We start from the raw sequence: 17,747 nt of genomic DNA on the forward strand, positions 1-17,747 counted from the left end.
TCGCAATTTGCCGGTGGCAGTTTGCAGTTAAGGGTACAAAGGTAGTTAAAAAGTTGGCAGTTTTGAGTTAGCAGTTTGCAATATTTATATACTCATTGCTATTTTTTGCACACAAATCAACCATTATAAACTACACGCTCGCCATTTACAGTTGCAAAACCCTTATTCACGGCAATATCAATGCCACTTAGCATCGCGCTTTCTACATTGGCGCCAATCCGGGCAAAACCAAACAACTTCGCTCCTTCCCTTACCAGGTCGGCCCGGGCCAGGCTTACCTGGTTATGAAGAATTTCGCGGATAGCATTTGCTACCTCTTCAGGCGGCAGGTCATCAGCATCCCGTTTATCGGCGTCGGTTTTGGCTATGCGGTAGATGTTATATTTCTCAGGACTTTGGTCTGCTTTCCAGAAATAAACATTGCCCCCTGCCGTTTTGGTTTGGGTAAGGTTCATCTGGTCAAATACCCCATCAAGGTGATTAACAAACCGTGCTGTTACCCGGTTAATTCCCCATGCTGCCAGAACCCGCCTGATGAGCAGATCCTTGCTAATCGGCGATTCGGTTTGCAGCACATTAAATACCTGCGTTTTTAGCTTGCCACGGTTATGCTGCATAATAAAATCATCGGCCGTTAGGGTATGAACAGTATCTAAGTGGCTAACCTCATATTCCTCGGCAACTTTTGAAACAGCCGGGGCTGCCGGCCGGGCTTGCGTTTCCGCGAAAGTTTGGTTGAACGATGGTTTGTTGTTTAAATCTTCGGGGCGCGGCGGTACCGGCTTAGCTTTTTCCGTTACAGCCGGTTCGGCGGCATTCTTTTTACTTTCTTCTGCCTTGGTAACGGCATCCATTATGCCGCTGATAACCTTGTCCGGCTTCTCCCACCATTCTGTCGACCAGATCTTGTGCACATTCCATCCTAATGACTTTAACACGTCAACCTGCACTATCTCCCTGTCGCGCGAGGTGGTTGCCGCATGATAGTTTTTACCATCGGTTAAAACGCCCAAAATATATGCCGATGGATTTTCCTTATCCACAATGCCAAGGTCAATCCTGAAATCAGAACACCCTATCTGGCTGTGTACTTCATAACCATGTTTACGAACCGATTCGGCTATGCTCAGCTCAAACCCGCCATCTTCTTTTTGTTTTACCGATGCGCGTGGCGGCAAAGCGCCTTTCCCTTTTTCGGCATAGGCTAAAAAAGCTTTTAAGCCTGCTACGCCCTCAGAGGATGTGCGGTTAAGGTCTATCTGATCTGACCTTAAAGTTGAAAATACTTTCATCTCGTACCTTGCTCTTGATACGGCTACATTCAGCCTCCTCCAGCCGCCATCGCGGTTTACCGGGCCAAAGTTCAGGCTTACTTTTCCTTTCTCGTCAGGCCCGTAGCCAATAGAAAACAGGATTACATCGCGTTCATCACCCTGTACGTTCTCCAGGTTTTTAATAAACAGGGGTTCGCCGGTTTCCAGGGCAATCTTTTCCAGGTCGGGCCTAAGTACAAAAACCTCTGTTAGCATATCATCAATCAGCAGTTGCTGCACCGAGCTAAAGGTTACAATACCAATGCTCCTTTTGGCCAGCAACGGATCTGACAATCGCTTAATCACCTCATCAACAATTGCTTTGGCTTCGTATTTATTTTGCCTGCTCTTGCCTTTATCGTAATGCCCCTCTACAGGCACAAAACTTACTTTGCTGGTAATGTCATCTGTTGATGGAAAGGTAAGCAGCTTGTTATCATAATACTTGGCGTTGCTAAACGCAATTAAGCTTTCGTGCTTGCTCCTGTAGTGCCACAACAGGTGTTGTGATGGCATGGATAGCGCGAGGCAATCGTCCAGGATGCTCTCCAGGTCTTCCTTCTCCACATTGTCCTCATCAAAGTTATTGGTGGCAAAAAAGCTGGTCGGCGGCATTTGTTTAGGGTCGCCAACTACTATTACGTTGGTACCGCGGGCAATGGCGCCAACTGCTTCGCACGTTGGCAACTGTGATGCTTCATCAAATATCACCAGGTCAAACTTAGGGTTCCCGGCATCAAAATACTGGGCTACCGATATCGGGCTCATCAGCATGCAAGGTGCCAGTCGGTGCAATAAATTAGGAATGCCATCAAATATTTTGCGGATAGACATAGCCCGCCCGTTATTCCTGATCACCCGCTGCAACATACCAATTTCCGAACTCTGCGAAGCCTCCTGCGTAAACGACGGGATGTTCGCTGCCAGCCTTGCATACAACTCCTGCCGGGTAAGCATTTCAAACTTACTGCTCACCTCGCGAAACTTTCTTATTTTTTCGCCGAACAGGCCGCTGTTAAAACCGGCCAGCTCGGGGTGTAGGCTTAATATATATTCGGCGGCCGAGCGGTAAAATCCTTTTTGAAACTGCCTCACCAGGTCGGCATTTGCCATATTGCCTTTTTCGTACGCGGTAAGCAAGGGGGCTAATCCTGCTGCCAGGGCTTTGTCCCGTGTCAATGTCCAGTTATACCAATCTTTCAATTCGTCAAGGTGTTGCACCCACTTAACGGCCTCATCAATCAGGTCGGCAGTATAATCGCCGGTAACAACAGGCAGCGTGGCAAAGTTTATGCCCAACAGTTGTTGAATTTGCTCTTCGGTAGTGGCCACTTGTTGTGCCGTAGCCGGCAAGCCGCTCAACGCGCCGGAGTTTTGGATGATAAACGTCCTGCTGCCTTCGGCAAACTCGCGCGATAATGTCGCCCGCCATTCCCTTAACTGGGTTGCACCTACAAGCGTTCCTGCGGCGCGGTTAATATGGATAACGGCATCGCTTATACGGATTAACGCGTCCCAGTCGGGATCGCCATTTTTCCATAAAAAGCCGAGCAGGCCAGGTAAAAAAGAGGCTTTGTCAATCACGTCCTGTTCTGCCCGGAAGGCTATCACCTGCTGCAAGTCCTGAACTATAGCCGATTTATCAATTTGCCCTGTGGCCGAAAGCGCGCGCATGTTTTTAACAATTGCCCGCTGGCCCAGCCACCGTGGTAAAAACCATTTACCGTCGGCAATATTCCATTCAGATAAAATTCTTTGGGCTGGTATAGCTAAAACCTCCTTTTGGTACCGGCCAAGCAAGGCCGAACGTAGTTTATCGCGCTGTTGCCCGTGGGCCGCAATCCCTACCACCTGAGCAAAAGTTTGCTCCAGGAAATCGGCCTGCAGCAATGAAGCCGGGATATCGGGCAAGTCAAGCAATAAGCTTACCAGGGTATGTAATGATTGCTGCTGCTCCTTGCTTTTAACCAACCCGTTTATTTTCAGCAACCTGCTTACACCAACAAGCTGGCTTTGGTATTTGCTTAAAAGGTCAAGCAATTGTTCTATCAATTGGCCGGCGTCTTGCTTTACCTGGTTATTATACTGCTGCAAATGCATGTATTGCAGGGCATGGTTTGCCGGTTGCCCTATCACTGCACCGGCTACCTGTAATTCTTCGGCCACATCGTGCCAGGCAGTTAGCTTTGCGGGGCTTAGCTGTGCTATTGCGCCTGCTGCAAAATATACCTTGTCCTCCCCTTTTTCAAAACGGCTGTAGCTGCTAAACAAATCAAACAACGAATAACCGAACGGATATTTTTTGTGCAGCACTTCAACATAAGTATTCAACTCATTTCGCAGGGCAAACAGGCGGTCGGCCTCGTCGCGGTGGCTTTCGGGGGCGGCTTTGCGGGCTACCTCGGTAGCTGCTTTCAGTTGCTCCAACACTGCTGTTTTTTTTGATTTGTTGGAATGCAGCTCGAGGCAAAAATCACCTATACCTATTGATTCCAGCCTGTCTTCTACCACCTCAAGAGCGGCTTTTTTTGCAGCTACAAAAAGCACCCGCTTCCCGGCGTATAACGCATTGGCTATAATATTGGTAATAGTTTGCGATTTTCCCGTTCCCGGGGGACCGTGCAGCACAAAGCTTTTTTCCTGGCCCGAACTTACAATGGCCTGCAACTGCGATGAATCGGTACTGATGGGGAGTGCGATATTTGCCGGGTGCAGCTGGCTATCCTGTATCAGCGATACATCGGCATTTTCCTGTGCCTGCCACTCCAGCTTACCCGATACCAGGCTGGCTACCACCTTATTGCGATAAAGATGATCGGCATTGTTATGAATATCGTTCCAGAGAATAAACTTACTGAACGAAAATGTACCCAGCACTGCCTGTTCCTCTACATCCCATCTTGATTTGGCCATTATGGCCTGCCGTACAATGTTAAATATCAGCTTTACATCTACCCCGCTTTCGTCCTTAGGCAATGTATCCAGGCCGCCAATGGTGATGCCAAAATCCTGCCGTATCATCTCCAGTAAGGTAATGTTCACCATGGTTTCCTCGTCGCGGCTACGAATTACATAGCCTTTTTGAGCCGATTTACGAATGATCTCGACCGGAATCAGTAAAACAGGGGCATACCTTGGCCGCTCGCTGGCATCAGTTTCGTACCATCTTAACAAGCCCAGGCCGATATAAAGGGTGTTAGCTCCATTCTCCTCGATGGATAGCCGCGAGGCACGGAATAAACTGGTAAGGCCGTTGGTTAGCTCCGGCTCGGGCAAAAAGCTACGGATACGTTTTTGACTCAGCTCGTGCTGTATCAGCTCGGCAATCGGGTCCGATTGATGCAGCGCCTGGTACATGCCGGCATCACGCAGCGAATTGTCCCAATCGGCCGGCCTTGGCAACACCTGGAATTCCTGCCCATCGGCCAGGGCATCTTCCAGTTTGCCTACGTTCACGGTCATAAACTGTACTACACTTTTGGTTATCCGTATATTGAGGAGGCTGTTACGCAACGTAAGGTCAAGTAATTTACGTTCCCAGAGGCGTTGCTTGGAAATCTCGATATGATCGACATTTTTTAGTTTTTGCCCGGCGTAAATTTCTTCGGGCGGGGCGTTGCCCCGCTCCTGGCGGCTTTCTTCAATAATCTCCCAGCCTGCAGCGGTTTGTACCCGCAAGGGCAGTGGTCGTATCCCGCTAAAACGGGCACGCTTAATATCTATAAACAATATAAATTCGCTGGCGTTCAGCATTTTTTGCCCGGCCGATGCCGCAGCCGAATCAAACGAGGTATTGTTGCCGGCATTCATGCAGGTAGCTTCTACAATGGCTATCTCGCTTATACCATCCGCCGTACGTTTGGTAATCAACGATGGATCGTCATTCACAGCATCGGCAAATGATTCGTCAACCAGCCAGCCGCCGGCAAAGGCGTGCCCTTTCACTATAATAATAATCGGATGGATCCCAACAGCCTCCATACAGGCAGCATATAACAATGATAGGTCGAGGCAATTGGCCAGCCTGTTGGCAAATATGGCATCACAAAGCCGGATGCGCTGGCCGCTTTCTTCAAAGCTGGCAGGTACGGTACAATATATCAGTTGCTGCTCGGCAATGGCCTCGTAAATGGCGGCCATTTGCTTACGTACCCTATCGGGACTGCGGCTTTGGTAATCATCAAATGATGGGTTATCCGTCCAGCTTTGTAAAATAGCAGACGCCCGGCGAAGGATCTTTGGAATTTCCGGGTGATTGGGCGTTACAAAAGCCGCCAGCATCTCGGGCAGCAAGCCCAGCCCGTTCCATTGGTCGTAAGCAAGCAGTTCTATCGGGCGATTTTCTGATAACAATAATTCTTCGCCGTTACGGATAATAATATTTATGAAGCCCGATACCTTCTCGGTCAGTTCGGCAAGGTATTGAGCCGATAGGTTGAGTTGGATAGCCCCCGTTTCATAGGCATCGCCTTGTTTTACATACCCGTAAAACCTTTTCCATGAAGGGGCAAAAGCCGGTTCAACAGCAATTTCAACTTCCAGGGCATTCCAATCGGCACCTGTGGTGTTGTTAATTACCAGCGACCGGATTACCGGCACATGGTTTTGTTGAAGGGCGAAATTGATTACAGGGGTATATGTAAGGTTGATATCTGTTGCTGTTAAAATACGCGTGCTCATATTAGTTGAAAAGATAGATATTTATTTTTATCTGTTCCATATTAAACGCTGCGAATGTGTTTTTTTAATATACGTAGCTAAAATATGGGTATTGGCTTTGAACGCTGGCTACGACTCACCCCGGCTATGCTACGCTGGCCGACCCTCTCTCCGGCTTACGCCGCATAGAGGGTGAAGCTCATTTTTTATTTTTTGGCCCCTCTATGCGCGAAGCGGAGAGAGGGGCAGACGGGCGTAGCCTCGTCGGGGTGAGTCGACTCGCCGCCATGCGATAAACGTCATTTTCCCCTTCGGAATTTCGCGAAATTTTAACACTCAGCATGACAGTCTTTTTTTGAATGTCACTTCCCCTTCAGAATACGCGAATTTTATAACTCGAAATGACAATTTTTCGTTTATTGATACGCCTCTAAAAACCATGTACGCACAGTAACCTCCCCGAGTATTTAGCTACACCTCGAATTTTACCTTTCTTAAAAAGCAACCATTTACCCTTTTTTAGAGTAATGACTAATAAAATCAACTATATCTTAAATTAAAACCTATGAAAAATTACAAGTTACCTCATGCAATCATTGCTGTGTTTGTAAGCATTGTGCTGTTGGGCTCCTCATGCAGTAAAAGTTCAAACCGGATTATACCAACACCGGAATTAACCGGGGTGGTGCTGACCGATAACGCCACCTTCGGCAAATTACTTACAGATAACAACGGATTCTCGCTTTATTTTTTCTCTAAAGACGTAAGCGGCGCCTCGGCCTGTGTTGACGGATGCGCCACAACCTGGCCAGTATTTTACAAAGCAGGGTTGACCATTGGAGCTGGCCTGACATCATCAGATTTTGGTGTGATTGACAGGCCCGACGGCAGTAAACAAAGTACGTTTAAAGGCTGGCCCTTATATTATTACAGCAAAGACCTTAAAGCCGGCGATACCAATGGCGACAAGGTTGCCAACCTTTGGGCTATAGCCAAAGCAGATTACACCATTATGTTTGGCAACGCCCAGCTTATTGGCTTAGATAAAGCCCAGTACAATGATCAGGGTATAGCAGGCACCGGGGCATCGCAATTTATAACTGATGACAGGGGGCTTACATTGTACATGTTTAGCAAAGATGCATCCAGCAAAAACAACTTTACCAAAGCCGATTTTAGCAACAACGCTGCATGGCCCGTTTTTGAGGTTACCGGGGTAGCCAGCATCCCCTCAATTTTTGACAAAAGCCAGTTTACCACTATTAACGTATTCGGAAAAACACAGCTTGTTTATAAAGGGCATCCGCTATACCATTTTGGACAGGATGCCGCAACACGGGGCAATACCAACGGCGTAAGCTTCCCGGTACCTGGTAGTGCCATATGGAAGGTAACCAACAGTACAACCGTGGCTTTATAAATTGACAAAAAACATTTTAACCGGGCGGGTGATATTGATCACTCGTCCGGTTTTATATTTTCCAGGTTGATTACAATTTCAGTTCGCCCCAACCCTGCCGGTAAGTACGGCGAATGTATTGGTTGGCGGGTTCAAAGTTGGTTACACGCATGTTTTCGCCATCCCAATTCAAACCCGTGTACCTGCCGCTGAATTTGTAGCCCTCCATATTGCCATAAACGGGATCGTTCCGTTTTATTTTCTCGCGCAGGTTAAAGGTGCGTAGCAGCAGGTTGCCCATCAGTACCGTTTCGGTGAGCGGCCCTGCATATCCAACAAAAGGCGAATCCACCTCCATTTTTCCGTAACCTGCTATACTGGCATCAACCCATTGCCACCAATGGCCATCCATCCCACCGGCAACGCGCGGATATTTTTCGGGCACGTTTACATCTTTGTTTAGCGCCAGCGGCAGCAGTCGGGGGTGACTGCCGCCCCACCCGCAGGAAACTTTCCCTTTGGTGCCTATAAATAATGTACAGCCTTCAAAATCATTTTCGCCGGGAAAATCTCCCAACGCTTCATTCATGTTTAAAGCAGGGTCAAGCTCGTTAAGGCGTTCGGGCGTTATGCCGCCATCCATCCAATGCAGATCGAGGTTTTTACCGTTTTGCTGCTTAAATTTAAACTTGATTGAACTGGATACCGGCCCGCTTTCGGGATAAATACCTTCTTTAAAAATGCCGCTGTAAACGGTGCTGGCGCTGCCCGAAACTTCGGTTGGGTAACCCAGGCCAAGCAGTTTAAAAGGCGGCCCCATAATGTGGCAGCCCATATCGCCCAACGCGCCGGTGCCAAACTCCCACCAGCCGCGCCAGTTAAAGGGCACCAGGTTATCAATATAGCTGGTTTGCCTTGCAGTACCCAGCCACAAATCCCATTTGAGTTCTTTAGGAATTGGCGGGCTTGTTTTTGGCCAGGAAATACCTTGCGGCCAAACCGGCCTGTCGGTCCAGCAATATACCTTCTCAATATCGCCTATCAGGCCGGCTTCAAACCATTCGCGCATGGTGCGCATACCATCGCATGATGCACCCTGGTCGCCCATTTGGGTTACCACCTGGTATTTTTCAGAAGCCTGGGTTAATATGCGGGCTTCGTAAATATCATGTGTTAATGGCTTTTGCAGGTACAAATGTTTTTTGAGCTGCATAGCGCTCAGCCCAACCAAAGCGTGGTTATGATCGGGTATGGCCACGGTTACGGCATCGAAGTTTTTATGCTGTTTATCAAACAACTCGCGCCAGTCATGATAATAAGGCGCTTTCGGAAACTCTTTGCGGCGTGGCGCGGCCTGCCTGTCGTCAACATCGCATAAAAAGGCTATAACGGCATTCTTTTTAGGCGCGGTAGCAAAATGCTTAATATCGTTCTCGGCCTCGCCGCCGCATCCTATTGCAGCAATATACAGCTTGTCGCTTGGTGCCGTGTAACCTTTGCCACCCAACACAAAACGGGGTACGATATAAAAACCTGCGGTGGCTATAGCGGCTTTTTTTATAAAGTCGGCCCGGCTTATGCCATTGTTATTTTTTGTTTCATCCGATTGCTCCATGGTTATTATTTATGCAATGGTTTAACAGCTACTTCCTTAAAAAACACCACATCGTCATCGCCATGGTTTTGCAAGCCTATGTAGCCCTCATTAGGGCGGGTTCCGCGGAACGGTTCAAAATCAAATTTACGGGCCGGTGTTGGGTCGCCCTCTTTATAGTCGGTTACTTTTTGACCGTTAACAACAACTATAGTTCGCGGGCCATCCAGCGTAATTTCCATGGTATTCCACTGCGGGCCGGGCTTTCCGGGTTTGGCCAATGGTTTGGTAAGTGAGTACAGGGTGCCGGTAATATGGTAGTCGTCCTCTTTGGAGGTTTCCGGATGGTTATCTATCTGCACTTCATAGCCATAAAATACGGGCATCCACTCCTCGCGGGGCTCCAGCGGTATGCGGATGAATATACCGGCATTACTGTTAAACTTTTGCATTTTATAAACTACGCGGATGGTGCAATTGCTGAATTTTTCCTTCGTCCAGTACAATAAGCCCATCCCCCCGTGGCTGCCGGTTAAGCCATCCTTTACATAGCGGCTACCCTTGCCTACCTGTTTCCAACCGTTAAGGTCTTTACCGTTAAAAAGCTGCCGCCAGCCATCTTTATTTTGCGCATTGGCATCTACAGAAAATAAAATAACGAAAAACAAACAGCCAAACAGGCCTTGCTGAAAGTGCGTTTTGATCATGGCAGACAGGAATTAAAATGGTTTATAATTGGTTGTACTAATGTAGATATATTTATTGGAATGATGCAAGCGGGGTATTCGTGTTAACATAGGATTTGCCTTTAAACTTCTCATCCCAAACGATTAACATTCAAAAGCTAAAACACTTTTAAGCTGGCTCGCAGAGGCTACCTGTTTGTAGAAAATAACAGTTAATCCTCTTTTGCTCCTTAGAAGCTACCTTCAGGATCCGGGAAACAAAGTGATTAGCTTATTTTTTTCTTTGCGGCTTTGCGCGAAATCCAATAACTTATTACAATTAATCCCGCGCGGCACAATGTAGTTGACCACGAAATTCTAAAAGTAGTTTCCCTGAAGTTTTTTTGAAGTAATCAGGGTTCTGTACCTATGAGATTTAATAAAATAAGGCCGAAAAACTCTCGCAGTTTTATCGGCCTTTACATCTACCTATGAAAAACAATCCTTTGAGAAGGATATTAAGTTATATTCAATTGCAATGCCAATTATTAAATGTGGGTTAAAAGCTTTAAAACAGTACTTAATTTTAAGTTGCGTAATAGTTTGTGGAAATTACTCCACTATTATTGTGTAATAATGACGCAGTGGGCGGTTTGTCATTGGTCATTGGTCATTGGGCATTGGGCATTGGGCATTGGTCATTGGTCATTGGTCATTGGTCATTGGTCATTGGTCATTGGTCATTGGTCATTGGTCATTGGTCATTGGTCATTGGTCATTGGTCATTGGTCATTATGGAAAGCTCCTTGACTTATGATTGTTTTAACTATTTAACATAATGCCAACTCAGCACTCAGCACTCAGCACTCAGCACTCAGCACTCAGCACTCAGCACTCAGCACTCAGCACTCAGCACTCAGCACTCAGCACTCAGCACTCAGCACTCACAACTCACAACTCACAACTCACAACTCACAACTCACAACTCACAACTCACAACTCACAACTCACAACTAAAACCCCTTTCGTCGGCACATTTCAGCCGCTCGTCTATTGTATTTAATACGATGGATAAATGCGTTTACCTTAGCCCGCATGTTTAACCGCATAAAGCCGGCGCTTGTTATCGAGGTGTTTATCCACTTGCTATTTTGGGCGCTTATTATTTATACCCCTATTATTTCCCGCCCGGACATGCGGGGCATGCCCCAGCACTTTTTTTCGCCCGGGCGTATCATCACCTTCAACCTGGTACTTGCCGCCGAGTTTTACCTGAATGCTTTTTTACTTATCCCCAAGGTTTTAAAAAAGAATATCTGGCTTTATTTTTTGGCTTTGCTGGCATCCTTTGTAGTTTTTAACATCGTGTTATTATATGCGAGGCCGCATTTCCCACTGCCTAATGTGAAAGATATGGAAGGCCGGGCACCACGCGGGCCTTTCTTTGTACTGTTTCCATTACTATCTATAACTGCCGGCAGCTTCGCCTACCATTACCTTGCCGATCAGTTTAGGGCGATGAATAAAAAGAAGGATATCACCAATGCCTCGCTCCTGTCCGAACTGGCTTTTCTGCGTTCGCAGATCAGTCCGCACTTTATATTTAACGTGATAAACAGCGCTGTGGCCTTATCCAGGTTAAATCCCGCGGCAGTTGAGCCTACGCTTATACAATTATCAAAATTATTGCGTTACATGCTGTATGTTACTGATGCCGAAATGGTAACAGTGCAAAAAAAAGAAGATTACCTGCGCAGTTATATCGACCTGCAACAACTGCGCTTTGGCGACCAGGTAAAAATTTACTTTAAATCGGATATAAAAGCGCCTGATAAAACTATCGAGCCCATGCTGCTGATCCCTTTTGTGGAGAATGCCTTTAAGCACGGTACCGGCGATATTGCCCGGCCCGATATAGCAGTCACGCTTTTTGCCGATGAAGAAACACTCCGATTTACGGTACAAAACGTGTATAATGCCGCCGAAAAGCAAAAAGATAATGACAGCGGCATCGGTTTAGCCAACGTAAAACGGCGGCTGGAGCTACTTTACCCCGGTAAACACAACTTATACATCAATAAAAACGAACAAACTTATATTGTAATGCTGCAAATTGAACTTAAATGATGCGATGCCTGATTATTGACGACGAACCACTGGCCCTTGACCTGCTGGAAGATAACCTGAAACATGTGCATAGCATACAAATAGCAGCACGCTGCCGCAATGCCGGCGAAGCCATCCTGGCCATACAGAAGGAGCAAATCGACCTGATATTTTGCGATATCTATATGCCCGGCATCAATGGTTTACAGCTTATTAAAAGCCTCACCCAGCGCCCTATGGTGATATTTGTAACGGCTTATGAAAAATTCGCATTAGAAGGTTTTGAACTGGATGTAATTGATTACCTGGTAAAACCAGTACCGCTTGACCGTTTTTTGAAAGCCTGCCACAAAGCTATCGACCTGTTTGAACTTCGCCGAAGTTATGTGCCCCAGCCTGTGGTAAAAAACTATTTCTTTTTGCATGCCGATTATAACCTCATCAAAATAAGTTTTGACCAGGTGGAGTATATTGAAGGGCTAAAAGATTATGTAAAAGTACATTTCACCAATCAGCAAAAACCGGTTTTGTCCCGCATCAGCCTTAAAGCTGTGGAACTGCAATTGCCGGCCGAACAGTTTTTCCGTGTGCATAAATCATTCGTGGTAAACCTGCAGCACGTATCCCAGCTTCGCAGAGCCCGCATCAAACTCATCAACACCGAAGTGCCCCTAAGCGACAGCTACAGAGAGGTGATTAATAAAATGATTGGGAAGGTGTGATTGGTTCATAGTTCATGGATCATTGTTCATGGTGCAAAAAAACATCTTCATTTCATAGATCAAGGTATGTAGCATGTTATAGCTGCTGCCATGAACAATGATCCATTACCCATGAACTAAAACCCACTACACATTCCCCCCATTTATCTACACAAGCTCTCCTGATGTCGCATTTATTTTATGTGGATGAAAATAGGGTGCAATTTCGTTGCAAAGAAAATACACCCCCTGATGAAGAGATTTTCCTTATTGTTATTTACCATCGTAGCTTTAGGCCATTCGGCCACAAAGGCGCAGCAAACACAAAAAAAGCTGAAGGACATTATCGTCAACCACTTTTTTTTGTGCACGCTTGATAAAATGCTTGATACCATATCAACCACCTACCAAATCCGCATTGTGTATGATAAAACCCAACTGGAAGGTATGGATGTGGTTGAGCATTTTTTTGAAGAGCCTTTAAAAAACATCATCAAACAGGTTTGCCAGGAACACGATTTGAAGTACTGGATTGAATCGACCGGCACCATTTACATCCTGAAAAATACCGACGACCTGGCCCGGCTGAAAAAACTAAACCAACTTTCGTTACAGGCGGCAAATGCCAAAATAAAACGTAAGAAGACCGATGATGATGACCCGGACATAGCGCCAAAGATAGCCCCCAAGCACTTTATGTTCAGCATAAACGGGCGGGTGATCGATCAGCTAACCGGCGAGTCACTTCCATCAGCTTCGGTAAGGATCCGAAACTCCGACCTCACTGCGATGAGTAATTCGGATGGTTACTTTACTTTTTTACGGGTACCCTCAGACACTTGTGTGGTAGAAGTATCCTACTCGGGCTACCAAACAGACTATTTCAGGCTTAGCAGCGATAAAATCAACAACACGCTTATATGTGGGCTGTACGCATCGCTAAACACCTTAAATGAAGTTAATATTACCGGCAAAAAAAGCGGAGTTATGAACACTGATAGCAGGCAGGTGGGCGTGCTCCAGCTTTCGCCGGCAAATTTAGATAAACTGCCAACTATGGGCGATAAGGATATTCTGCGTGCCTTCCAGCTGATGCCTGGCGTGAGCGGCACAAACGAATCATCATCCGGGGCCTATGTGCGCGGCGGTACACCCGATCAAAACCTGGTTTTACTGGATGGCTTTACCGTTTACCAGGTTGATCACTTATACGGCTTTTTTAGCGCCTTCAACGCCAGTGCAGTTAAGGATGTGCAGCTTTATAAAGGCGGCTTTACCTCCAAATACGGCGGCAGGCTATCAAGCGTTACCGAAATTAACGGCAAAGAAGGCAATAAAAACGAAACCAATATGGGTGTCGACCTGAGCTTATTAAGCGCGAGCGGCTTCCTGGAGACGCCGCTTTCCAAAAATGAAACACTGTTGCTTTCTATCAGGCGATCATACCAGGGGCCTTTTTATAACAAGATATTTAACCAGTTTAACCAGACAACAACATTCCAGGGAGGCGGTGGCGGCGGTTTTGGCGGCCGTGGTGGTGGCGGCTTTGCCAACCAGGTAACGCCGGCCTCGTATTTTTACGATGCCAACGCCAAATACACGTATACCATCAGCGATAAGGATAAACTTTCGGTAAGCTATTACTCCGGAACCGATAAAACCGATAACAGCCGTACCCTTGGCTTGCCTCCGGGCCTTTCCGGATCGGGCAGCGGAATTGGCATTACCGATTACACCAAATACGGCAACCTGGGCAGCAGCGTAAAATGGTTCAGGCAGTGGGGTAAAAAGCTGTACTCCAACAATTACATTACCTACTCCTCGTATTTCAACAACCGGGAACGCGCCAGTTCGGGCGGCTCGTTGCTGGATAGCAATGGTATTGCCCACTCCTTTAGCAACAGCACGGTAGAAACCAATCACCTGAAAGATGTTGGCTATAAATCTGAATGGGAATGGCAAGCCGGCGAAACCTACAAGCTGCTTTTTGGAGGCTTTGTTAACTATAAAAAAATTGATTACGAATACACCCAAAACGATACCGGCAAACTGATTAACCAGCATAACAATGCCATGCTGGAAGGCGTTTATGCCGAACTTTCTATGGACCCGAATAACAACTTCCACATACAGCCGGGCTTGCGGGCCAGCTATTACGGCCCTACGGGTAAGCCGTATTTTGAACCCCGGCTATCGGCGAGTTACAACCTGACTGATCGTTTTACGATAAAGGGGGCTACTGGGCAGTTTTACCAGTTTGAAAACCAGGTAATACGGCAAGACATCCTTGCCGGCGACCGTAACTTTTGGGTGTTATCCAACGGCAGCAATATCCCGGTTGGTATGGCAAGGCACTATATTGGTGGCCTTAGCTATGAAAATGATGCATTTTTGATTAGTGTGGAAGGCTACTACAAAACTTTAACCGGGCTTACACAATACACGGTGAAACAAACCCAAACGGGAGGCGGCGGTTTCCGGATGGCTGCGCCGCAAACACAAACCGTTACCGAAGATTTTTACACAGGTACCGGTCGCGATGCCGGTGTTGAATTACTGATACAAAAAAAGCTGGGCAACTACACCGGCTGGGTAAGCTATACGCTTGCCAAAGCCCAGAATAAATTTGCCGCCTTCGGCGATTATTATTACGATGCCAACCAGGATGTAAGGCACGAGTTTAAATCCATCAATATGTACCATTACAACAGGTTTAACTTTGCAGCTACATTCCTGTTCAGCACCGGCAGGCCGTATACCGCTCCCCTATCAACCTATACTATTCAAACAGCCGATGGTAATAGTAAAACTTACCTGAACATCAGCGACAAAAACGGCGAACGCCTGCCTGCATACCACCGTTTGGATATGTCGGTATCGTATGACCTGCTGAAGATTGACGGGCATAAAGTAGGCTCGATAGGGCTGTCATTCTTCAATGTTTACAACCATACCAATACCTGGTATAAAGAGTACCAGGTACAAAACAACCAGGTGATAACCACCAATGTAAATTACCTGGGCTTTACCCCCAACCTAACACTCAGCTTAAGATGGAAATAAAAACATATACACGCTATATCGCATTAAGTTTAATAGGTAGTTTAATACTGCTGGCATCGTGTAAAAAAAATCAATCGGATATATTGGCTACCAATAAACCGGTGGTAGAATCATACCTTATACCCGGCCAGGTATTGAGTATTAAAGTTTACCAGCAAAAGGCACTTACCGATACTACAACTTACGGCGCGGCACTTACAGGTTTAAGCATCAGCGTATCTGATGGCAGCAAAAGCGTTAAACTAACCGAAAGCGCAAGCGGCACATATACCTATGCCGATCAATCGTTTATCACCACCGGTAAAACATATACCATGCAGTTTACTTATGCCGGTGTAGCAGTCAGCGCTACTACTATTATGCCGGGTAAACCTGCAGATTTTACCCTGTCGGATAGTATATTTCATGTTCCCAGCACTATCAACCCCTTATATGCCGATGTGGCAAGAGCCACTATTAAGTGGAGCAACCCCGATTCGCTGTACCACCTGCTGGTATTCAAAAACCTTGACAACGACCCCTACTATATATCTTACATCCGCAGTGATAATAAGCCCAGCTTCCAGATTAACGCGGAACGTGCATCGTATTACAACCTGGTACAATCGTCATTTAACTATTACGGCCATTATAAAGTGATATTAATGCGGGTAAACCAGGAATACATCAACATACTGACAACCAATATCACCCGCGATTCGCAGGCTTTGCTTAATGAACCTACCAATGTTACCAACGGCCTGGGCATTTTTACGGCTATGCAGACAGATACATTGAGTTTAAGGGTGACAACGCAATAGCTACAACAACGGCGATAAAAGCCTGATGAGCTTTTCGGGCAGTTGTTTAAACAGGGTGCGTTTGGCCCAGGTTTTAGGGTTGATTTTAACGGCATCTTTAATATCCTCGTAAAAAGCGTCGCTTAATTGGCCGGCTATTTTATCGTCATATATCATGCTGTTCACTTCAAAATTAAGTTCAAAACTCCGGTGATCCATATTGGCGGTGCCAACAATGGCCAGTTGCCCATCGGCTACTATCGTTTTGGCGTGTACAAATCCTTTTCGGTATAGATAGATTTCGACACCGGCCTCTAAAATTTCGCCATAGTACGACCGGGCGGCGGCGTTTACCAATGCCGAGTCGGACTTGCCCGGAACCAGGAGTTTAACCTTAACGCCGCTACGCGCGGCTACGTTAAGTGCATCCAGAATACTTTCGCCGGGGATAAAATATGGCGAAGTTATCAGCAGCTCCTCTTCGGCCATAGCGATGGTCTGAATTAGGGAGAACATGATGGTAGGTATATCAGAATCGGGCCCGCTGGCGGCAATTTGTACTATGGCTTCGCCTTTGGCACTTTCCGTCGAACAGAAAAAATCCTTCTCCAGCTTCAGCTTTTTACCTGCGCTAAAATTCCAGTCGCAAATAAACAGGTATTGAAGATAATATACCCCGGGGCCATTTATGCGTAAGTGCGTATCACGCCAATACACTTGCTTTTTGCCGTTATTATTGATGTACCTGTCGCTCACATTAATACCCCCCACAAAGCCGGTACAGCCATCTATAACAATAATCTTTCGATGATCACGGTAATTAGTCCGGTTGGAGAACGCGATGAACAGGATCTTATAAAACGGGTAAGCCTCTACACCACCTGCTATCAATTCGGGCACCAGTGTGTGGCGTATGGATCGGCTGCCAAAATCGTCATAAATAAAACGGACTTTTACACCTTCGGCTGCTTTTTTGATGAGAATATTTTTTATCTGATTACCTATGTCGCCGTCCTCGTAAATATAATACTCCAAGTGGATGTGGTGTTTGGCATTTTCTAACGCGGTTATTACATCTGGAAATTTCTCTTCGCCGTTAATGTAAAGCTTTACATCGTTATTACTGGTTAAAGGACTATTATCATTCAGCAACAGCCGGGTAAGCTTTTTACGACCTATTAAGTCTTCATCGCCCATATTCCATGTTTTTTCTGATTCGGCTACAATTTTTTCGCGGATCTCGGCCTCTAATTTACGATCGCTTACTATCTTTTTGGAGTAGAGTTTATTCTTCCGGTAATTGGCGCCCACGGCAAAATAAATAACCATACCAATCACCGGCATAAGGATAGTAATAAGCAAATAGGCAAAAGTTTTAGTTGCCGACCTTATATCATACAAAATGCGCAGACAAACAAAAACAACCAGGATAAGATAAATGCCAATTGCGGGTAAATACCAATTCATT

Annotated in this window: 9 protein-coding genes; 5 read left to right on the forward strand and 4 right to left on the reverse strand. The window is 46.3% G+C overall.

Annotated features, from left to right (window positions below):
- Window positions 1-116: 116 nt before the first annotated feature.
- Window positions 117-5,993, reverse strand: coding sequence for an anti-phage protein ProA (gene proA / locus AC1RM2_RS30010; RefSeq protein WP_492988827.1), 5,877 nt, complete (start codon window positions 5,991-5,993; stop codon window positions 117-119).
- Between the two features lie 544 nt (window positions 5,994-6,537).
- On the opposite strand from proA, the gene AC1RM2_RS30015 reads away from it, so the two are divergent.
- Window positions 6,538-7,392, forward strand: coding sequence for a hypothetical protein (locus AC1RM2_RS30015; RefSeq protein WP_492988828.1), 855 nt, complete (start codon window positions 6,538-6,540; stop codon window positions 7,390-7,392).
- A 70-nt stretch (window positions 7,393-7,462) separates the two neighbouring features.
- Here AC1RM2_RS30015 and AC1RM2_RS30020 read toward each other — a convergent pair whose 3' ends face one another.
- Together AC1RM2_RS30020 and AC1RM2_RS30025 are read right to left on the reverse strand one after the other, a co-directional pair.
- Window positions 7,463-8,986, reverse strand: a complete 1,524-nt coding sequence (locus AC1RM2_RS30020) for a Gfo/Idh/MocA family protein (RefSeq protein WP_492988829.1) — start codon at window positions 8,984-8,986, stop codon at window positions 7,463-7,465.
- 5 nt (window positions 8,987-8,991) lie between these two features.
- Window positions 8,992-9,672, reverse strand: a complete 681-nt coding sequence (locus tag AC1RM2_RS30025) for a 3-keto-disaccharide hydrolase (protein ID WP_492988830.1) — start codon at window positions 9,670-9,672, stop codon at window positions 8,992-8,994.
- A 1,053-nt stretch (window positions 9,673-10,725) separates the two neighbouring features.
- Here AC1RM2_RS30025 and AC1RM2_RS30030 point away from each other — a divergent pair.
- The 4 genes from AC1RM2_RS30030 to AC1RM2_RS30045 all read left to right on the forward strand — a co-directional run bounded on the left by AC1RM2_RS30030 (window position 10,726) and on the right by AC1RM2_RS30045 (window position 16,300).
- Window positions 10,726-11,757, forward strand: coding sequence for a sensor histidine kinase (locus AC1RM2_RS30030; protein ID WP_492988831.1), 1,032 nt, complete (start codon window positions 10,726-10,728; stop codon window positions 11,755-11,757).
- Complete coding sequence (locus AC1RM2_RS30035) at window positions 11,754-12,458, forward strand: LytR/AlgR family response regulator transcription factor (protein ID WP_492988832.1); 705 nt, start codon at window positions 11,754-11,756, stop codon at window positions 12,456-12,458. Before AC1RM2_RS30030 ends, AC1RM2_RS30035 begins: the two co-directional genes overlap by 4 nt.
- A gap of 231 nt (window positions 12,459-12,689) precedes the next feature.
- Complete coding sequence (locus tag AC1RM2_RS30040) at window positions 12,690-15,500, forward strand: TonB-dependent receptor (protein ID WP_492988833.1); 2,811 nt, start codon at window positions 12,690-12,692, stop codon at window positions 15,498-15,500.
- Window positions 15,491-16,300: a DUF4249 domain-containing protein gene (locus tag AC1RM2_RS30045; protein ID WP_492988834.1), complete on the forward strand. Its 810-nt coding sequence runs from the start codon at window positions 15,491-15,493 to the stop codon at window positions 16,298-16,300. The genes AC1RM2_RS30040 and AC1RM2_RS30045 overlap by 10 nt, the downstream gene beginning before the upstream one ends.
- On the opposite strand, the gene cls is transcribed toward AC1RM2_RS30045, so the two are convergent.
- Window positions 16,301-17,746 carry a cardiolipin synthase gene (cls, locus tag AC1RM2_RS30050; protein WP_492988835.1) on the reverse strand — a complete coding sequence of 482 codons (1,446 nt, stop codon included), beginning with the start codon at window positions 17,744-17,746 and terminating at the stop codon, window positions 16,301-16,303. It lies immediately after the preceding gene.
- Window position 17,747: the final 1 nt, after the last annotated feature.

The sequence above is a fragment of the Mucilaginibacter sp. GW822-FHT03E02 genome, from assembly GCF_058801545.1.